Origin of the sequence: Roseixanthobacter glucoisosaccharinicivorans (genome assembly GCF_043195095.2) — a bacterium.
GTDB lineage: Bacteria > Pseudomonadota > Alphaproteobacteria > Rhizobiales > Xanthobacteraceae > NCEH01.
Map to the genome: position 1 here is coordinate 22,144 of NZ_JBAFWN020000003.1, position 19,701 is coordinate 41,844.

Below are 19,701 nucleotides of genomic sequence, written 5' to 3' on the forward strand. Positions count from 1 at the left end.
GACGTCCATGGCAAGATTCGAGCTATTGTTGCGGCGCCAATAGACGTTGCTAAACCCACACCATTTTGGAGAGAGCTGATATAGTCCTTCAGCTTCACGTCAGCATAGGATGGTATTTGCTCAAGGCAATTTCTTGGGAGAGACCTTGCGCATATTACTGATCGAAGACGACCAGGTGCTGGGCACGGCCATCCGCGATCACATCGCGTCAAACGGCCACGGCGTCGACTGGGTGCAGCGGATCGACGACGCGCGATTGGCCCTGGCCACCGTCGGGTATGAGCTGATCCTCCTCGACCTCGGGCTGACCGACGGTGACGGTCTGGCCTTGTTGCGCGAATTGCGCGCCGCGCGAAACCCGGTGCCCGTCATCATCGCAACGGCACAGGACCAGATCGCCGTCCGTATCGAGGGGCTGAACGCGGGGGCGGACGACTATCTGGTCAAGCCGTTCGACCTCAGCGAAATGATCGCGCGGATTTCCGCCGTGACGCGCCGCTACACCGGCGATCCGAACCCCGCCATCGACATCGGCCCTGTCTCGATCGACCTGGCCCTGAGGCTGGTCACGGTGGCGGGCGAGGATGCCGGGATCACCGCGCGGGAATGGGCGGTGCTGGAACGGCTCGTCCGCCATCGTGGCGCCGTCGTCACGAAGAGCGAGATCGAGGATTCACTCTATGAATTCGGCGCGGAAATCGACAGCAACGCCGTCGAAGTCTATGTCAGCCGTCTGCGCAAGAAGCTCGGCAGGGAGTTCGTGAGCACCGTCCGGGGCCTCGGCTACAAGGCGGGAAGCTGAGATTGGCGCGTCCTTCGATAGCCTGGCGCCTCGCCGCCGGTCTTTCGGCGACCATGGCCGTGCTTTGGATCGGAGCCGCGGGCCTCGCCGGCACGGTCATGTATGCTCAGATCAACGAGGCTTTCGACCAATCCTTGCGCCAGGGTGCGCTTCGTCTGCTGCCGCTGGCGGTTCATGAAATCGGCGAGGGTGACAAATATGGCTTGGATCGCGTGCGGGGTTCCGATCGCGACGAGGACGAAGCCTACTTCACCTACTACCTGATCGATCAGCATGGCGCCATGGTTCTGCGGACGGACGACGCCCCGGACATCTCGCCGCCGGTCCTCGTCTCGGCCGGCTTCTCGGATGTCGACGGCAAGCGCCTGTTTTCGAAGACGGACCCCCGATCCGGATTCTCGATCGTCCTTGTCGAGCGCACGGAGCACCGCCGCGCGGCTTTGAGGGCAGCGCTGGCTACAATCCTGTGGCCGCTCGCCGGGCTAATACCGCTGGTCGGGGGCGGCATCTGGATCGCGATCCGGCTGGGGATGCGTCCCGTCGAGCGGTTGACGCACGACATTTCGCAGCGCGGCAGCCGGAACTTGTCGCCTTTGACGTCGGACGGACAGCCTGCGGAACTCGCGCCCATCGCAGAGGCGGTGGCAAGCCTGCTCACGCGCCTTAGCGCGGCACTGGATGCGGAGCGGGCGTTTGCGGCCAGCAGCGCCCACGAATTACGAACGCCGATCGCTGGAGCCTTGGCTCAGACGCAGCAATTGGCGATCGAACTCGGCGACCAGCCGGCCGGCCGGCGTCTGAGGGAGGTCGAGTTCTCCTTGAGGCGCCTGGCGCAACTGTCCGAAAAGCTGCTGCAGCTCTCGCGCCTCGATGCGGGCTTCGCGCAGGCGGAGTCGGCCTCCGATCTTCTCCCGGCTCTGCGTCTGGTGGTGCGGGACTTCCAGGTGGCATCGAGGACGCAGTCACGGGTGAGATTGCAGGTTGCGCAAGGACTGGCCCTCGTCGGCCGGATCAACCTTGATGCCTTCGCCATCGCCGTGCGCAACCTGATCCAGAACGCCCTGATCCATGGTGCGCCGGATGGCTTGGTCGAGGTTATCGCCGGGCCGGGCCGACAGGTTCGCGTGATCAATGCGGGGCCGGTTGTCCCCGGAGCAACGCTGGCGCGGATCGCTGAGCCCTTCAGGCGCGGCTCCACATCGGCCAAGGGAACGGGCCTCGGCCTGTCCATCGTCCGCTCCATCATGGACCAGACGGGTGGAAGCCTGACGCTCCGTTCGCCCGCGATCGAGAGGAAGGATGGCTTCGAGGCCATTCTCCAATGGCCGGACGAGTTGCCTTCGGAAAAAGTGGCCGTCCATTGCCGTAGTGCGGTCGTGGGTACCGTCGATGACGACTTGCCGGTGCATCACCTACCACCGCAGGTATCGGCGAAACGTTGAAAAGCTTGCGGCCACGCACTGGAGCGACAGCCGGCTTTCCGCCGACCTCTCGCGGACGATGATGGAGCAGGATTCAAGCCGGCGTCATGCGGCGAAGGGTATCGTCCTTCAGGACGAAGTGATGGTACAGCGCCATGAGACCGTGGAGACCGGCGATAACGAGAAACACGGTTCCGCCGTTGCTGTGGAGGTCCGCGACGATACCCGGAGGTTGCTGGACCGGTGCCGTTAGGGCCGGCAGGGTCACTCCGAACACGGTAACTGGGATGCCTAGCGCCGAGGCGGCGTACCATCCCGAAAGCGGCATGGCGATCAAAAACGCATAGAGCACGGCATGGCCGGCCTTGGCGGCAAGCTGCAGCAGGGGAGCGCTGCGTGGGTCGAGCCGAGGAGCACCGCCGGCCAGCCGCGCGATGAGCCGCGGCACCACGAGCACCAGCACGGCGAGACCGAACGCGAAGTGTACTGTTGGAGGGTTCTTCAGAATCTGTGGTCCGCCTTCGCCGAGGAACCAGGCGACCACCACGCAAATCGCCGTCAGCCAATGCAGTACGATCATGAATTTCGAGTAACGCTGAACCATGTGCCGCCTCGGCTGTCTTTCCATAGGATTGTTGCCGGCGCAACTAGACCCTACCAAGCTGACACCCACCTGAAGCTCAAGCGCAGCGTCCAAATGAACGTAGCCTTACGTGACGCCGCGAGCGGAATGGCCAAGTAGCCCCGCGATCGTAAGCTCGGAAAACCCGAAGGCGCCAGCTCCGCTGGCGAAGGTGTGACGAAGGACGTGAGGCGTCTCAGAGTTGCCAGGGCGGTACGGCAGGTTGTGCATGCTGATGCTCATAGAACGTCGAGGCCAAACTGGGCGACCTTCACCGCCACGCACTTCCCCAACGTGCACGCGAAGATCGCCGATTTGAGGTGTATGGAGTGGATGCTCAAGAACGTGGTTGTGCGATGCGCTAGCGGCACACTGCCGGAATGTCCTCTGATCGAGGCGCTGTTCCGTGTGGCCGCCGTTCACGCGACGGCGCCAACGCCGACTGGATGCATTCTGCCCCGAATTGAACGACGGTTGAGCAGACGCGCTACGATCAATCGGAAATTGTCTTTGGTGCCTCGCCTTGGCGAGCCAACAGGACTTGCCCATCCCAATCAGCATCGGTCATTTCGACAGCCCGCAAAACGAGACGTCCCCCACCGAGAGACCCTGCCAGGACTTGTCGCGGCGCATTGACGTCAGTCTGCGTCGAGGCCACCGAGACGAGCGAAAAGGGACGATAGAGGCGTTCCTCGACGACCGATCCGATCCAGAGCGGAGCGGTCTGTCCATTTGTGAGCTCGAGGTCGACGGCCCACAGTCGGAGCACGAGACGCGACGCGGTGGGTGTACCAACGCTATTGGGTCGAATGAGAGTGAGGCTGGGAAGACGCCCGCTGGCGAAGAGAGGAACAACCGGAAGATTGGCGGGGTCCGCCGATGGGGTAAGCCAGCTTAGGGCGCTCAAGAGCTCCCAGGCCGCTGATGTGTGCCACCCATCCCGCAGCAAGGCGTCTTGCAGGTCCCGCAGGCTACCGGTCCACTGGAAGGTCAGCGGCTCCTCCACCTCGCCGGTAAGATCGATCCGCCTACCTGGCAATTGCTGCCAACCCGATGCCCACCATTCGGCGGCGGCCATCGTCGGCAGCACGCTTTTGACGGCATAGCGATCGCTGTCCGTTGCGTGGTTGCGGTAGATGTTGAAGCCACCGGCGAGGACAACCGCCGCACATCCGACGGCGAGCAGGCCGCCCGGCTCAACGCGTTCTACTTTCCGCCGCAGATAGGACAGCCCGAGCAGCGCCAGCCATGCAGACCCGAATGCCAGGCCTCCGAGCACGTCGGAAAGCCAGTGCGCACCGAGGTAAAGGCGTGAAAATCCGATCAAAAATATCAGGGTTGCCGCGCCGAGAGCGACCGATACGCGCAGTGCCGAGCGAAACTCACGCGCGATGAGGAAGGTGAGGAAACCGTATAGAACCAAGTTGATTGTGCTATGACCACTGGGGAAGGAAAACGCGCTCCAGCCTGAGTAGTGCAGATCACCGGGCCGCGCTCGATGCAGTGCCATTTTGATCGCGGTATTGAGCGCCGAGGCGCCGGCGATCGCAACCAACCAATAGGCTGCCGTGCGCCATGCCCGTTTCCAGGCAAGCCACAGGAAGACGATGACAGTGACCGCCACGACGACGACGGTATCCCCAAGTTCAGTGATGGCGATCATTACCGCATCGCCGGGCGCCGTGCGGAGATCCTGGAGAGCGCGGTAGATAGCGCTGTCGGCCAGCACCAACGGATCTCTGCTGACGACGTCTTCAAGGATACCGAAGAAAAGCCACGCCGCGCCGACGAGCAGAACAGTCAATAATGCGAGAGTCCGCGCCTCGTGCCGCTCTGGGTCGAGCAAACTGGAGAGATTGCGGCTGAGCCAGGTGTCGCGGGTGCCGACCCAGCCCCGCAGCCGTTCCACACCAATGATGAGAAGGGGTATGCCGCGACGCAACGTCCAGCGCACGATATGCAGAATGACCCAACCCACTGCGGCCAGAACGACCAGAAGGACGGCGAGCGGCTTGGCGGCCGTGCCGAGAATGCCGAAGGCGGCCCCGACGAATACGCCGGGCAGAATATGCGACGGAGCCCAGGCGAGCGCCGATGCGACATTGACGGCGTAGAATCGGCGGACCGGCATTCCCAGCACACCGGCGAGGAGAGGAACGAAGGCGCGGACGCCCGGTGTGAAGCGTGCGAGAAAAACACTCTTGTCGCCGTGGCGGGTGAAAAACGATTCGCTACGCTCGATCAGTCCCGGATGCCGGTTCAATGGCCAGAGGCCAAGAATCTCGCGGTGGTATCGATGCCCTAGCCAAAACGAAACTCCATCACCGGCGACGGCGCCAAACGTGGCGGCAGCCAGCAACGGCCAGAGCACCAACGCGCCGCTCGGTACTAAGGTGCTGAGTGCCAGGATCCCGACCGTACCCGGTATGACGGCACCGATGATCGGGATCGACTCCGAAAGGGCTAGGAGAAACACCGCCAGATAGGCGACATGCCGATGTGCCGTCAGGAAATCGACTATCGTTAGGACCAAGGACGTCATCATCCGACGGTGCCTATCGAATGCCGGTGATGACGCGATCGATGCGCGTATCTTCTCGATAGGCTGCGTGCACGATGACGCCTACAATAATTCTTTTGGCGCTCCGCCACGGCATCTCAGGCGACCGTGCCGAAGATGGCCCCGATCCCGGCCGTCACGGCCATTGCGAGAGCCCCCCAGAACGTCACGCGGATCGTCGGCTTCAGGATGTCGGCTCCGCCGGCTCTGGCGCCGATCATGCCGAGCAGGGCCAGGAACACGAGCGAACCAACTGAAACAGCTGGCAGCAGCCAGCTCGATGGCGAGACGAGCACGAGCGCCAACGGCGCGGCCGCTCCGAGGGAAAAGGTCGCCGCGGACGCCAGCGCTGCTTGCACGGGACGCGCCGTGGTGATCTCCGAGATGCCGAGTTCGTCCCTGGCATGGGCGCCCAATGCGTCCTTGGCCATGAGCTGCTCCGCGACCTGGCGGGCAAGCCCGGTCTCGACGCCTCGGGAGACATAGATCTGAGCCAGTTCCTTCTTCTCGAACTCCGGATCACTCGCGAGTTCGCGCTTTTCACGTGCGAGATCGGCATGCTCAGTGTCGGACTGCGAACTGACAGAAACATATTCCCCCGCAGCCATGGACATGGCGCCGGCGACTAGACCGGCGACGCCCGTCAGCAGGACATTGCTTGAGGAGGCCGCTGCCGAAGCCACGCCCAGGATCAGGCTCGCCGTCGAGATGATCCCGTCGTTTGCGCCCAGCACAGCGGCGCGCAGCCAGCCAATTCGCCCGACAAGGTGCCTCTCGTTATGCATGCGACTCATGTCAGCCTTGCTCCATTGATTTCATCCGCAGCGCTTCCCTCACACAAGCATTGCTGAAATCCCGGTTTGATCTACCAGAGGGAGATGTCTTGGAACTTACAGAAGCTCGATATCCCATCGGGGGAATACGCCTCGAAGCATGGTATCGACAAAGCTCGCGCTGCGAGACGCCCCCCGTTCGGAGTCCTTGGGAAATGGCAACAGACACACCGCCTGCCGGGCCGAAATCGCGTGCCAGGCTGCCGCCAGGCGTCTGGGCGCTCGGTTTCGTCAGCATGTTCATGGACATCTCGTCGGAGATGGTCAACGCGCTGCTGCCGGTCTATCTCGTAACCGTGCTCGGCGCGTCGACGCTGACGGTCGGCTTCATCGAAGGCATCGCGGAAGCGACCGCCAATATCACCAAAATCTTCTCGGGCGCGCTGTCCGACTGGCTCGGCAAGCGCAAGTTGCTGACCGCCCTCGGATACGGTCTCGCTGCCGTCACCAAGCCGATCTTTCCGCTGGCCAACTCGGTCGGCTGGGTGGTCGCCGCACGTTTCATTGATCGTATCGGCAAGGGCGTCCGTGATGCTCCGAGGGACGCGCTCATCGCCGATCTTGCGCCGGCGGAGGTGCGGGGCGCGAGCTTCGGCCTGCGGCAGGCGCTCGATACGGTCGGCGCCTTTGTCGGGCCGCTCGCCGCGATCGTCCTGATGTCACTCAGCTCCGACAATTTCCGCTTCGTGTTCTGGATCGCGATCATCCCGGCGTTCATCTCGCTCGCCGTGATGATATTCGCCGTCCGCGAACCGGTCCGGCGTGAAACCGATGCCAAGCCGCGACTGCGCCTCGCGGATGCGAAACGCCTGTCCCGCCCGTTCTGGATCGTGGTCGGCGTCGCCACGATCCTGACGCTCGCGCGGTTCTCGGACGCGTTTCTCATCCTGCGTTCCCAGAATGTCGGTCTGCCGATCGCGCTGGTGCCCGTCGTCATGGTGGTGATGAACGTCGTCTATGCGCTTGGCGCCTATCCGGCCGGCGCCCTCTCCGACCGGATCGGCCGAGGCGGCTTGCTCGCGGTCGGCATCGTCTGCCTGATCGTCGCCGACCTCATCCTCGCGCTCGGCACAACGGTTCCTCTGGTCATGCTCGGCGTGGTGTTCTGGGGGCTGCACATGGCGCTCACCCAAGGCCTCTTTGCCAGCCTCGTGGCCGATACCGCGCCCGAGGATCTGCGCGGGACGGCGTTCGGCGTGTTCAACTTCGCGGGGGGCATCGCCATGCTGATCGCGAGCGTCATCGCCGGCGGCTTGTGGGACGCTTACGGTCCGGCAGCGACCTTTCTGGCCGGCGCGGGGTTCACCGTGGTTGCGTTGATCGCTTTCGGCCTGTCGCAATACTGGGCCGGCGGCGCCTCCCCGGACCCAAGCAAGGATTGATCTGCCCTCTCGCCCCGAGACTCAGGCCGTCAACCATCCGCGCCAGAATCCCTTCAGGATCTCCAGAACGACAACCAGACCTACGGCGATGCCGAACGCGACGGCGAGATCATCGGCGTGCAGAGGCCCGAAGCGAAAAAGATCGCGCGCCCACGCCAGGGCAGTGCCCAGTAGGACGCCGGCCACGGCGCTTACCCGCCACAGCGCGTGATTGTCCCACCGCAGCGCCCCGCGCACCGAGCTGTCGAAGGAGCGGTTGCCCAGCACCAGTCCCAGATTGGCCAGGACGAGCGACACGAAGGTGAGCGCACGCACATCCTCCGCGGGCATGCCGCGCCGCAGCGCAAGCAGATAGAGTACGGCAACCGCCGCGAAGGCGAGAACGCCCTGCAGCAGGCTCCAGAGCACGAGCCCCGACGTGAACAGATGGCTCGTCACCGCGCGCGGCCGTCGGCTCATGATGTCCTTCTCCTCCTTTTCCGCCTCGAAGACCAACGAACAAACGGGATCGATGATCATCTCGAGAAAGGCGATGTGGATCGGCGAGAAGATGATGGACAGGCCGGTCAGCAACGGTAAATGCAATTACATGCTGTCCGGTTCAACCGTGAATGAGCTTCCGTCAATATTCTTCGTAGGTGGCGGGAACAGCCCCGGAGATATTCTCCGCTTGCTTGCCTTCGACGATGAGCATAGCTGTCGCGGCCTCAATGCGACGCTCAAGTTCCGTCATGAAATGCCGCCGATCAAGTCCAGGCTGGATTGGTGGCAGAAACTCAACGAGGACCGTGCCGGATCGTTTTAGGAAGGAGCGCCGGCGCCAGAATAGACCAGAACTGAGCGCTACCGGCACGACCGGAAGACCAAGCTGCATGTAAAGCGCGGCGACCCCGGGATGATAGGCTTGGCGAGCTGCCACCGGCGTGCGCGTCCCCTCCGGGAAGATCGCGATCGAGCGACCGTCTGCTATCGCAGAGCGAGCTGCCGCGACCATCGGTCTTAGTGCTTTCGGGCCTGCCTCGCGATCGATGATGATCGCCTCGCCGCGTTTCATATACCAGCCAAATACCGGTATCCTCGCCAAGCTCTGCTTCAGCACGATCGCCGGATTCTTAAGCAAGACCCACAGCGCAATGGTCTCCCAGGCGGACTGGTGCTTGAGCGCAACGATAACCGGGCCTTCGGGCAGATTATGTCTGCCGCGCACCTCGTAGGTCAGTCCGACGATTGACCGCAGTAGCGACAGGGAAACGGTCGCCCACAGTTCGGATACCCGCGCAGCCGCGCGTTGCGAGATGAAAAGCGCTGGTAAGGCAAGGACAGAAAGAAGAGTTGTCCAAGAATAGAACGCCAGGTCGAATAGGAGGGAGCGAACGAGGGTCACCGTGCAAGGCCTCCGCTATACGCCGGACGGGAAACTGATTGAGGGGGCGCATCGACATCCGCCGCATCAATCTTGTGCAGCTGCTCCCAGCTCTGGATGTAATCGCGGGTCAGCGGTGCGGCATTGACACGCTTGCTCACCTGAATCTGGAAATTGATGAGGCCGCCGTGGCGAAAGGCTGCTTCGCAACTGGCCAGGTAGAATTCCCACATCCGGCAGAACCGCTGGTCGTAGATTTCCGCGACGCGCCCACGGTTTGCGATGAACCGTTGCCGCCACGCCTTCAGCGTTTCTGCATAATGTAGCCGCAGTATCTCGATATCGGTCACGTACAGTCCGGCCCACTCGATGGCGGGCAGAATCTCCGACAGCGCCGGGACGTACCCACCCGGAAAGATGTACTTGTTGATCCAGGCGTTGGTCGCGCCGGGGCCGTCGGCGCGACCAATCGTATGGATCATTGCCACCCCGTCGTCCGTGAGGAGATTCCTGACCTTCTTGAAGTATTCGCGGTAATGTCCCACCCCGACATGCTCAAACATGCCGACCGAGACGATGCGGTCATACCGACCTTCTTCTTGGCGATAGTCCTTTAGCAAGAATCTCACCCGGTCCCCCAGGTCCGTCTCGGCAGCGCGTCGTTCGGAGTATGCGTGTTGCTCGGTCGACAGTGTCAGGCCTGTAACGTCAACGGCGGCAACCTGGGCGAGATAGAGACCGAGCCCACCCCATCCAGATCCGATGTCGAGAACCCGCTGCCCTGAGCTCAGTAGCAACTTAGCCGCCAGGTGACGCTTCTTTTGTTCTTGTGCGCGCTCCAGTGTGTCGTCACTTGAGTTGTAGTACGCACAGGAATACTGACGGTCTGCGTCTAGAAATTGCTCGTAGAGCGCGTCCGACAGGTCGTAGTGGTGCGCGACGTTCGCGCGTGCGACTGGGATGGGATTGTTCACAACCATCCCACTCAACCTATTTCGATCACTCTCAATCACGCTTCTTCCCATTGCATCACTTGAATTTTCTGGCTTGTCGCGCGTCCGGACGCTATGGCATATTGGGGTCGGTTTTGAGGGGATCAATCGCCCTTTTGACCCCAGTCGCCGACCCCTACTACGCCCCTGGCGACCCCACTTGAGAGCCGATGGGAGAGCCCCCGTGCCAAGCCTTACCGATGGAGAAATACGCCGCGCTCTGAAACAGGTGGAGCAGACCGGCAAACAGCTAAGCCTGGTTGATGGCGAGGGGCACGGCACGGGCCGTCTTGTCCTAGTCATGAAGCCGATGCCCACTCGCGTCACAGCGGACTGGATGGCGCAGCAGTGGCGAGATCAGAAGCGCCTCAAGAAGAAGCTCGGCTCGTATCCGTCGATGTCGCTCAGCAAGGCGCGCGAAGTTTTCACCCGCGATTTCGCCGACATGATCCAGAAGGGTCGCAGCATCAAGATCGCCGGCGACACACGCCCCGGCACCGTAGCCGACCATCATGATCGGGAAGAGTTCCTCCCGGTCGCGTGTCTCGGCACCGACCTGATCAGTGATCGCCACGACGGTCGCATTTGCCAGCTCGGCGCAGAAGTCCGCCAGCTTGTTGCCATGTCCCCTCAGGCTGAGCAGGATGACGATTCCGAATAGCTTTCGGATGGCCCCAACGCACTGCTGGTGGTTAAGCGGGCGCGCCGGGTCGAAGGCGCGTTTTGTGTCGTTGGCTAAATCCACCAGCCCGTGATCAACGAGGCCCTCATCCAGCTTATCGAGAAGCTCCGGATGGTCGACCTCGAGTAGCGAGTATCCCAGCTCGCCGAGAGCGTTGCTCAGATATTCTTCCATCCCAACGAAATCAAAGATCCTGGCGGCCTCGATATAGAGTTCCGCGGCAATTTTGTGGTTGCCAAGATTGCTCTCGCAGTTACCGATCTGATGCAGGGTCTCCACTGAAGCGCGCCGCGTCGCGTGCGGCCGACAGCATGACGTCGAGCTTCTCCGCCGGCGCCAAGTCCGCCTTCGAGGCAACGGGCGGCTCCTCGACCGCAGGCACGGTCGGCGGCGAGACGGAGGCCGCCAACCACGCCTCCACCGGTCAGAGCACCTCTTCCCGTCAGGGACCGCCCGATTGGGCCAAGCGCATGAAGCGCTCTCAGAACATCACGCATGGCGTCCAGGCCGCCGCGCATGCCGTCCGCTCAGGTGACAGCCATGGCGGCGGCTCTTCCATCAACCTTTCCGAAAGCGACCGCTGATGAGCCTCTTCAAACGACCAGCAACCCACTATGGCAAATCACCCGAACCCGAGACGCCCTACCAGCGCGCCGGCCAGGTCTGGGACGAACGCATCGGCTCCGCCCGTGTGCAGGCGAAGAACTGGCGGTTGATGGCGTTTGGCTCGCTGATCCTGTCTGCCGGCTTCGCCACAGCGCTTGTCTGGCAGTCGGCGCGCGGAACGATCGTGCCATGGGTAGTGCAGGTCGATCGCCTCGGGCAGGCGCAGGCCGTCGCACCCGCGACCGCCGACTATCAGCCGACCGATCCGCAGATGGCCTGGCATCTCGCGCGTTTCATCGAGCAAGTCCGCTCGATCCCGGCAGACGCCATCATCGTGCGGCAGAACTGGCTGCGCGCGTATGAGTTCACGACCTCGGCCGGCGCGATGGCGCTCAACGACTACGCCCGGGCCAACGACCCCTTCACCAAGGTCGGCAAGCAGCAGATTTCGGTCGACGTTTCTTCCGTCATCCGCGCATCCCCCACGAGCTTCCGCGTCGCCTGGGTCGAGCGCCGCTATCAGGACGGCGCTCTCGCCGAGACATCACGCTGGACCGCCATCCTCACCATCGTCGTGCAGCCGCCGCGCACCGCCGAAAAACTCCGCGCCAACCCGCTCGGAATCTACGTCAACGCCATCAACTGGTCACGGGAGCTGGGACAATGAAGTCGTCTTTCCGTAAAGCCGGAAACCCGGCTTCACACACATCCGCATCGCAGGTTTTGCGCAAAGCCGCGCTGCCGCTCCTTCTCCTCGCGACGAGTGCGCTCGCCGGCTGCGCCACCACGCAGAAGCCGCCGGAGATCAGCTATGATGACGCAGCACCCGCCGTCCAAACCGTCGATCCCCCGGCGCCGGTCACCGTGGTCGAACTCCCCCGGCCGCTGCCGCTCCCCGGCCAGATGAAGCCGGTCGAGACGACACGAAGCGCGCCGGAGGCGACCGATCCGGCCGCTCGCGTCAACCAGGCCAATGCCGCCGCCCGTGTGCAGCCCGTTCGCAACGGCTTCATCAACTCAATGCAGGTCTATCCCTTCACACAGGGCGCGCTCTATCAGGTCTACACCGCCGTCGGGCAGATCACCGACATCGCCCTCCAGCCCGGCGAGCAGCTCGTTGGCTCGGGACCCGTCGCCGCCGGCGACACCGTGCGCTGGATCATCGGCGACACCGAGAGCGGATCCGGCGCGACGCGACAAATCCACATCCTGGTGAAACCAACCCGCGCCGAGCTGATGACCAACCTGGTCATCAACACCAACCTGCGCACCTACCACATGGAGCTGCGCTCGACCGAACGCACTTATATGGCTTCGGTCTCCTGGCAATATCCGCATGATCAGCTTATCGCGCTCCGTCGTCAGAACGTCGAAGCGCAGGCTGCCCAGCCGGTCGCCACCGGCATCGATCTGTCCCGTGTCAATTTCCGCTACGAGATTGACGGTGACCGTGCGCCGTGGCGTCCGCTCCGTGCCTTCGACGACGGCCGCCAGGTCTTTATCGAGTTTCCACGCGGCATTGGTCAGGGCGAGATGCCGCCGCTCTTCGTCGTCGGGCCGGAAGGCAACACCTCCGAGCTGGTGAACTACCGGGTCCGCGGGAACCACATGATCGTCGATCGCCTGTTCGCCGCCGCCGAGCTGCGCTTCGGCGCGGGCGATCGCCAAAAGCGCGTGCGCATCACCCGCACCGACGGGAGGCCGGCTTCGTGAGCGACATCGATTCCCGGAAAGAGGAAGGGCCTGAGCCGGACAACGTCGAGCAGCCCCTGACCGGCGAGCCGGCACCGCCGATGCGGCTGCGCGCCGAAACGCCCCGTGTCACGCGATTGTCGAGGAAGGTGCTGGCTGGCCTGGGTCTCGTCGCCAGCGTCGGCATCGGCGGCGCGCTGATCTACGCGCTCCAGACCCGGGACGGCGGCCGTCCGAACGAGGAGCTGTATTCGACAGACAACCGCACCACCGCCGATGGGCTTGCCGGCCTGCCGCGTGATTATACGGGGCCGGTGCTCGGGCCACCACTGCCCGGCGATCTCGGCCGCCCGATGCTCGACGCGCAGAACCGGGGCCAGCCCGTCCCGGTTCCTGGCATGGCGGCGTCCAATCCGGGCCTCAGCGCTGAGGAACAGCGCCGGCTTCAGGAACTGGAGGCGGCACGGACGGCGCGGCTGTTCGCTTCGACCGAGACGAGAACGACGTCCACGGCGGCGGCATCACCAGGCGGAACGCCATCCGCCCACCCCCAACTGCCTCTGCCCGACTTGACGAGCCTTGGCCTTGCACCGCAGCCGGCCACACCGACCGCGCAGGACCGCCAGCTCGCCTTCCTCAACGCCGCCGCCGATCGGCGGACGGTCTCCCCGGATCGCGTCGCGGCGCCGGCATCGCCGAACATACTGCAGGCCGGCGCGGTGATCTCGGCGGCACTGATCACCGGCATCCGCTCCGATCTTCCTGGCCAGATCACCGCCCAGGTGACCGAGAACATCTACGACAGCCCAACCGGCCGCATCCTGCTCGTGCCGCAGGGCACACGCATCATCGGCCAATACGACAACAATGTTCAGTTCGGCCAAAGCCGTGTGCTGCTGGTCTGGAACCGACTGATCTTCCCGAACGGGCGGTCGATCGTGTTAGAGCGCCAGCCAGGCGCCGACGCGGAGGGCTATGCCGGCTTGCAGGACGGCGTCGACTATCACTGGTGGGATCTGGCCAAAGCAGCGGGTCTCTCCACGCTGCTGAGCATCGGGGCCGAGCTCGCCACAAACGATGACGACCGCCTGATTCAGGCAATCCGCAACGGCGGGCAAGGCACGATTAACGATGCTGGCCAGCAGATCGTCCGTCGCCAGTTGAACGTCGCGCCGACGCTGACTGTCCGTCCGGGATTCCCCGTCCGCGTCATCGTCACGCGAGACCTCGTCCTCGAACCCTACGGAGGTTGACCAATGGTGAAGCTGAAGCTCGGGGTCATTGACGATGACAAGCCCGTCAAGGTCTCAATCGAATTGCCGGCGTCGGTTCACCGCGACCTCGTGGCCTATTCCCAGGTACTCGCCCGCGAGACCGGACGGCCGATTGGCGACCCGGTCAAGCTGATCTCACCGATGATCGAGCGTTTTATGGCGACCGATCGGGTGTTCGCCAAGGCTCGGCGAGCCGTGATTCCGTCTCAGCGGCAAATTGCGCCAAAGGAGGCGGACCCCTCATAGTCCGGCAGTCCTATCAGCAAGGAGCAAGCCCGGCAAAGCAGCCTTCGACATAGTTCTCGCCAGACTGAGAAGCCGTCGCAGCGCCGGATTGTCGTTCTGCGGCGACCATATTGCGCAGAATGGCAGGATCTCCTCGGATAGCGGGCGGTAAACCACGCCGGGAAAGCGCGCGGCCGTCGTCGCTTCACTTGTAAGGGTAAGACCTTGTCTGATCGCTACAAGATGCATCAAGTTGTCCCTGCCCACGCCGTGGCGTTCGACGCTTGGATGGTGCCCAAGATCGGCCAGATGCTTCACCAGATAGTCGTGGATCTCAGGTCCGGGATCGGTCTCACTCACAATGAAATGTCTGTCTCGCAGATTCCCCCACACGATCTCTCGCTTTCGCGCTAGTTCATGATCGCTGGGCAATGCCACATAGACCCGCTCATTCCAGAGATGGGCCAGATCGCAGCCATCCGCGATTGGCTGACCTGTCAGGAAGGCGATATCCAGCCGATGCCTTTGAACCGAGGCGATGTGATCGGTCGGGGCCCCTTCGATGAGGTCGGGGCGGACCTCGGGGTTCGCTCCGACATAGGCGCGGAGCAGATCGGACAGAAAGCCAGAAGCGAGCGAAGAAAATATCCCAATGCGGACCACGCCTGTCTCACCACGACCGAACGAACCCGCATCGATGGCCGCGTGGCCAATCTGGCTCAGAGCCCGGCGCGCGCGGATAACGAATCTCTGGCCCGCCTGGGTGAGGTGAACGCCGCCATGGTGACGAACGAAAAGCGCGGCTCCGATCTCGTCTTCGAGATCCGGGATACGTCGGCTGATGGCAGACTCCTGAACTTTCAGCGCCTTTGCCGCGCGTCGAAAGCTTCCGCGCTCGGCGGCTGCAATAACGTAGCGAAGATGGCGCAGTTCGATCGTCAGGGTGCTACCTCCCGTGGCCTGAATTACGCGGCCACTCTTGCTTCCAGGAGGCTGCTACGATCGCGGCGTACCCGCTTCCTTGGCCATCGAGCCGTGCAAGACCGTGCGGCAAGCTACATGCTGTAGCCGCTACAGGATCAAGAGAAATATGATCAAGATCGGAGGTTTGTTCTCTAGGCTTGAACAGCGAAACGATCCGCAGCCTCACGAGCGCATCAGATTCGTCTTCGTCGCCACGCACTCGCAGCGGAACCAATTTTTATGGAGCCGAGGAAGAAGTGCTGCGGTAGCCATTCGTCGCAGCTAAGTCAGGCTGGTTGCCTCAAGCCGCGAGTACGGTCCAAGCAAGGCGGAGGAACCGCTCGCTAATCATTTTTCGCGAACCGACAATCCCTCCCGTTGCGCCTCGCGCGCCTCCTTCAGAATATCCCAGCCGCCCTTGAGAACGATCCCAACAACCACCAGCCCTATGATCAAATCGGGAAGCGGTGACCTGAAGAACATGACTGCAGCGCCGGAAACAACGATGCCAGCGTTGGCCAGCATGTCGTTAGTCGTAAAGATCCAGGACGCCTTCAAGTGCACGCCCTGGTCTCGATGCGAGCGCAGCAACCGCAGGCAAAGCAGATTAGTCGCGGCGTTTGCGATGGCCGTAACAATCATGGCTAAACCGATCGGTTCAGCGCCCACGAAGAAACGTCGAAGGACCTCCACGAGCAGCGCCAGGCCCAAAACGATCAGAAGGACGCCCGACAGGCGTGCGACACGCGCCTTGGCTGCGACCGTTCGCCCGACGGCATAGATGCTCACCGCGTAGACGCCGGCGTCGGCTAAATTGTCCAAGGCGGCACCCAGCAGACCGGTGGAGTCTGCAATAACTCCAACGAACCCGGCGACAATCACTTGTAGGAAATTGATGCCGAGCACCCACAACAGGGTCTTGCGTTCGGCGGCATTACTCGCGTCAAGCTGGATTTCGGATTCTTCTTTGTTGTCTTTCGCACTCATGCAGATTTCCAACGTTCGCAAATCAGGTGAGTCGGCCCAATGCAATGGCGGTGATGAGAAAAATGCCGAGCGCGCCTCGATAAACCACGAAGGGCCAAGCCGAAAAGCGCTCGAGCACGCGCATCAGTCCCCAGATCGCGAAGAAAGCTGAAATAGAAGCCACCGCGAGCCCAACGAGGAGGATGGACCAGGCGTCGAGAGACAACTGAGCTTTGTAGAGTTCCCAAATTTCTTTGAAGCCGGCCAGGGAAATTGCCGGCAGGCCAAGGAGGAAGGAGAATCGCGCCGCCTCTTCCCGTTTCAGGCCGAGCGCAAGCGCGGCGGTCAAGGTGGAGCCTGAGCGCGACACTCCCGGGATCAAAGCGCCGATTTGCGCGATGCCGACAATCATTGCATCGATGAGGGACACATTCTCAAGTGTTCGTCTGTGGCGGGCATGAATCTCCGCCAACGCCAGGAGGACAGCCATGACGATGCAGGCCCAACCGATCACAGTGAGACTGCGCAAAGGAGAACTGCAGGCGTTCAGCACTCCCGACAAAGACAAGCCAGCCACGCCGATCGGGATCGTCGCGAGACCAATCCAAACAGAGAAGCGGAAGTGTCGGTCCCGGAAGTCCCGATGCACAACGGCGCGGAGCGAGTTCGTGGCCAACTGGCTCACGTCGTCCCAAAAATAGCTGACGACGGCAGCCAGTGCTGCGAGCTGCATGGCGGCGGAGAAGGCGGAGCCGGGATCCTGCCAACCGAGCAACGCAGGTACGATCCGCATGTGCGCCGTCGACGAGATCGGCAGCAGTTCGGTGATCCCCTGGACAACGCCCAGCACGGCGACCTTGATATAGCCCAACGTAACGAATCCAGTATCGACGCCCTGAGTACAAGCTTCCGTCATGCAGGCTCCTTTAATTTGCGAGCGCTGCTCGAAGGCGTTGGTCACCTGCTGGCACGAAAACTGACAACGCACGCGGCAAGAGATTGAAGCGGGCGGGCGTCATTGTCGTGATTTCCCCATCAGTGTTGACAGGTAGCGGCGGGTCAGTTCGGATCTCAAGGGGGCCAGGGCTGCAGAAGGCGCGCATGCCGACAAGATTTCGGTTACGACCGCGCCGGAATGCCGTCAGGAACAGCGGCCATTGCCAAAATCGTCGCGGCTCGACGCTGTAGAAGTCCAAGCATTGGTCGTCGATTGCTGCGGCCTCGTAGACGGCCATACCGCCGCCGTAAAACACACCGTTTCCGACTGCGATCTGAAGACTGTGGAGCCGGATCGTGCGATCGGCGGTCGCCACCTCGGCAGTGAACGGCCTCGTGTAAAACACTGTTTTTAGCGCAGCCAGCGGGTAGCTAAGCCGCCCCAAATGCCGCTTCAGGTTGCCAGTCATACGACGCACGAGTTCAACGCTCAGGCCCATGCTCGCAACATTGACGAAGTACTGGTCGTTGACTTGGCCGACGTCGATCCGCCTTGTGCAGCCCGCGACGATGACCGCGACCGCCGCTGCAGGTTCACTCGGAATACCAAGTGTCCGGGCAAGGTCATTCGCCGTGCCGAACGGTAGGATGCCGAGCGGCAAGCCAGCCTCTAGAACGCCCTCGAGCACGGCGTTGACAGTCCCGTCGCCGCCGCCGACGATCACGAGATCCACCTGATGAGCATGCCGACTGACCTCGCGAGTCATATCTGCCGACCGAGCGCACAGCCCGTACGTCAAGATAAATCCGCCAGCCTCAAGCTGCTTGACAGCGCCATCAGCTGCGCGATTACCACCGCTGCGGCTCCGCGGGTTCAAGAAGAGCAGCGCGCGCCTTTTAGTTGGTTGATGGTCCACCATGGTTTTCCTTGAAGGCCAAATCACAATGTTGCCGTGCAGGACGGAGCCATCGAGCGGCGGATCGAATGCCCCGAGGACGAGTTCGCGGCCCATCTGCCCCGACCGAGCGATCGTATGCGGCCGCGCACCTCAACCGATGCTGCCAAGCGCTGGAAATGTCGTCAGCATCCAAATGGCAATCTCCTGCATGCGACCCGTCATCATCAGAATGCCGATGCCGATCATCACCGCCCCCGCGCCCACGTTGAGCGCCGCGCCAGTGCGCCGCATGCGTTTCAAGACTACCGCCGCGCTACCGAGGAACAGCGCCACGAGGAGAAAGGGGACGCCGAGCCCAAGACTATAAGCGCCGAGGAGCACGGCGCCATTACCGGCCGAAGTCGCTGTGACGGTGAGGATCGAACCGAGAACCGGGCCGATGCAGGGCGTCCACCCGAAGCCAAAGGCAATGCCGAGGAGGAAGGCTCCGAAGGGGCCTCCAATCTGCTCTGGCCCCCGCCAACGCCGATCTATCATTAGCGAGATCGGCAGGCGCAGGAGCCCCGTCATAGCGATACCGAAGACTACGACCAGCGCGCCACCGATCAGGTTCGCTTCCATCTGATAGCGTTGCAGAAATCCGCCGAGCGCCATGGCACTCAGCCCCAGCGAAACAAAGACGGTAGTAAAGCCGAGAACAAAGAGGAGTGCCGGTCCGAGAATACGAAGCTGTCGGGTCCTCCCGTCGCCAACTGTCCCGTCAGCTCCGCCCGCGACGTAGGACAGATAGCCCGGAACGAGCGGCAGCACACATGGCGAGAGGAAGGAGATGGCTCCGGCCATCACAGCCGTGGCTAGCCCAAGCAAAGACACGTCTATGAGCGCCACGTCAGTACCCCGCGCGGCGCGGCCGCTTCTGAACGGGGATCATCGCCCTCGCCGGCCAAAAGGAGGCTGCGATCAGTAGGACGACGCCAATCGTTATCATCGTGTCCGCCATGTTGAAGGCCGGCCAGTGCCAGCCGCCGACATGGAAATCGAGGAAATCAGTTACGGCACCTTGACGTATCCGGTCCAACACATTGCCTGTAGCACCGCCGGCAATCAGGCCGAGACTAATCGTCTCGGATGGCTTTTCGGTTCTCATGGCCCAGACGAGAAGTCCGGCCACGATCACCATCTTGATTCCGGCGAGCAACAATGGGCGATCAAGAAAAAGCTCGCGGAACATCCCGAAGCTGACGCCCGTGTTGAAACCGAGCGTCAGATTGAAAAATGGCGCGATCTCGATCGTGCGCGGCGGCACCATCACAATGTTAACGATCAGCCATTTCGTGACGAAATCGACCGCAAGCGCGAGAGCTAGGGCACCACCGGCCAATGCAGTTCGTCGAATCAACTTCGGATACGCCACGATCAATCAGTCCTCATTGTTCAGCCGTTCTCCCCGGCCAGTGCATTTGTGCTGGGTCGAAATCGTACC

18 protein-coding genes and 3 pseudogenes are annotated in these 19,701 nt (G+C 62.5%); 9 read left to right on the plus strand and 12 right to left on the minus strand.

The window, feature by feature from the left end:
• Positions 1-145 precede the first annotated feature (145 nt).
• Positions 146-802 (plus strand): response regulator transcription factor, encoded by a 657-nt coding sequence (locus V5F78_RS24035; protein WP_394015656.1) that lies wholly within the window; start codon positions 146-148, stop codon positions 800-802.
• A gap of 2 nt (positions 803-804) precedes the next feature.
• Complete coding sequence (locus tag V5F78_RS24040; RefSeq protein WP_394071840.1) at positions 805-2,244, plus strand: sensor histidine kinase; 1,440 nt, start codon at positions 805-807, stop codon at positions 2,242-2,244.
• 73 nt (positions 2,245-2,317) lie between these two features.
• Here the strand turns inward: V5F78_RS24040 and V5F78_RS24045 are convergent, their stop codons facing one another.
• From V5F78_RS24045 to V5F78_RS24055, 3 genes are all read right to left on the minus strand, one after another.
• Positions 2,318-2,827, minus strand: a complete 510-nt coding sequence (locus tag V5F78_RS24045) for a cytochrome b (protein WP_394040788.1) — start codon at positions 2,825-2,827, stop codon at positions 2,318-2,320.
• Positions 2,828-3,338: 511 nt separating this feature from the next.
• Positions 3,339-5,390: a bifunctional DedA family/phosphatase PAP2 family protein gene (locus V5F78_RS24050; protein ID WP_394071841.1), complete on the minus strand. Its 2,052-nt coding sequence runs from the start codon at positions 5,388-5,390 to the stop codon at positions 3,339-3,341.
• A 113-nt stretch (positions 5,391-5,503) separates the two neighbouring features.
• Entirely contained in the window at positions 5,504-6,199 is a 696-nt protein-coding gene (locus V5F78_RS24055; RefSeq protein WP_213375305.1) for a VIT1/CCC1 transporter family protein, read from the minus strand.
• Positions 6,200-6,393: 194 nt separating this feature from the next.
• Here V5F78_RS24055 and V5F78_RS24060 point away from each other — a divergent pair, with 194 nt between their 5' ends.
• Complete coding sequence (locus V5F78_RS24060) at positions 6,394-7,620, plus strand: MFS transporter (protein WP_394071875.1); 1,227 nt, start codon at positions 6,394-6,396, stop codon at positions 7,618-7,620.
• A gap of 21 nt (positions 7,621-7,641) precedes the next feature.
• On the opposite strand, the gene V5F78_RS24065 is transcribed toward V5F78_RS24060, so the two are convergent.
• The 3 genes and pseudogenes from V5F78_RS24065 to V5F78_RS24075 all read right to left on the minus strand — a co-directional run.
• Positions 7,642-8,193: a cation transporting ATPase C-terminal domain-containing protein gene (locus V5F78_RS24065; RefSeq protein WP_394071842.1), complete on the minus strand. Its 552-nt coding sequence runs from the start codon at positions 8,191-8,193 to the stop codon at positions 7,642-7,644.
• Positions 8,194-8,242: 49 nt separating this feature from the next.
• On the minus strand, positions 8,243-9,004 hold the full coding sequence (locus V5F78_RS24070) for a lysophospholipid acyltransferase family protein (protein WP_394071843.1): 762 nt from the start codon (positions 9,002-9,004) through the stop codon (positions 8,243-8,245).
• Positions 9,001-9,951, minus strand: a pseudogene (locus tag V5F78_RS24075) (class I SAM-dependent methyltransferase); the annotation flags it as partial. The gene V5F78_RS24070 and the pseudogene V5F78_RS24075, both read right to left, overlap by 4 nt.
• 208 nt (positions 9,952-10,159) lie before the next feature.
• Here V5F78_RS24075 and V5F78_RS24080 point away from each other — a divergent pair.
• The 6 genes and pseudogenes from V5F78_RS24080 to V5F78_RS24105 all read left to right on the plus strand — a co-directional run.
• A pseudogene (locus tag V5F78_RS24080) lies at positions 10,160-10,483 on the plus strand (site-specific integrase); the annotation flags it as partial.
• A 404-nt stretch (positions 10,484-10,887) separates the two neighbouring features.
• Positions 10,888-11,241 (plus strand): annotated as a pseudogene (locus V5F78_RS24085) (P-type conjugative transfer protein TrbL); the annotation flags it as partial.
• Entirely contained in the window at positions 11,241-11,930 is a 690-nt protein-coding gene (gene trbF / locus V5F78_RS24090; protein WP_394071844.1) for a conjugal transfer protein TrbF, read from the plus strand. The pseudogene V5F78_RS24085 and the gene trbF, both read left to right, overlap by 1 nt.
• Positions 11,927-12,976, plus strand: coding sequence for a P-type conjugative transfer protein TrbG (trbG, locus tag V5F78_RS24095; RefSeq protein ID WP_394071845.1), 1,050 nt, complete (start codon positions 11,927-11,929; stop codon positions 12,974-12,976). Before trbF ends, trbG begins: the two co-directional genes overlap by 4 nt.
• Positions 12,973-14,208, plus strand: coding sequence for a TraB/TrbI/VirB10 family type IV secretion system protein (locus V5F78_RS24100; RefSeq protein WP_394071846.1), 1,236 nt, complete (start codon positions 12,973-12,975; stop codon positions 14,206-14,208). The genes trbG and V5F78_RS24100 overlap by 4 nt, the downstream gene beginning before the upstream one ends.
• Before the next feature lie 3 nt (positions 14,209-14,211).
• Positions 14,212-14,475, plus strand: a complete 264-nt coding sequence (locus V5F78_RS24105) for a DUF2274 domain-containing protein (protein WP_394071847.1) — start codon at positions 14,212-14,214, stop codon at positions 14,473-14,475.
• Here the strand turns inward: V5F78_RS24105 and V5F78_RS24110 are convergent.
• The 6 genes from V5F78_RS24110 to lspA form a co-directional block, all read right to left on the minus strand.
• Positions 14,470-15,420, minus strand: coding sequence for a LysR family transcriptional regulator (locus V5F78_RS24110; protein WP_394071876.1), 951 nt, complete (start codon positions 15,418-15,420; stop codon positions 14,470-14,472). The genes V5F78_RS24105 and V5F78_RS24110 overlap by 6 nt on opposite strands.
• A gap of 345 nt (positions 15,421-15,765) precedes the next feature.
• Positions 15,766-16,404, minus strand: coding sequence for a cation efflux transmembrane domain-containing protein (locus V5F78_RS24115; protein ID WP_394015593.1), 639 nt, complete (start codon positions 16,402-16,404; stop codon positions 15,766-15,768).
• A gap of 22 nt (positions 16,405-16,426) precedes the next feature.
• On the minus strand, positions 16,427-17,299 hold the full coding sequence (gene uppP / locus V5F78_RS24120; protein WP_394015654.1) for an undecaprenyl-diphosphatase UppP: 873 nt from the start codon (positions 17,297-17,299) through the stop codon (positions 16,427-16,429).
• Between the two features lie 10 nt (positions 17,300-17,309).
• Positions 17,310-18,332, minus strand: coding sequence for a lipid kinase (locus V5F78_RS24125; protein WP_394015592.1), 1,023 nt, complete (start codon positions 18,330-18,332; stop codon positions 17,310-17,312).
• Between the two features lie 36 nt (positions 18,333-18,368).
• Positions 18,369-19,106 (minus strand): cytochrome c biogenesis CcdA family protein, encoded by a 738-nt coding sequence (locus V5F78_RS24130; protein WP_394015591.1) that lies wholly within the window; start codon positions 19,104-19,106, stop codon positions 18,369-18,371.
• A gap of 1 nt (position 19,107) precedes the next feature.
• The gene (lspA, locus tag V5F78_RS24135) at positions 19,108-19,632 is read right to left on the minus strand and encodes a signal peptidase II (protein ID WP_394015653.1); all 525 of its coding nucleotides are present in this window, start codon (positions 19,630-19,632) and stop codon (positions 19,108-19,110) included.
• Between the last annotated feature and the right edge of the window lie 69 nt (positions 19,633-19,701).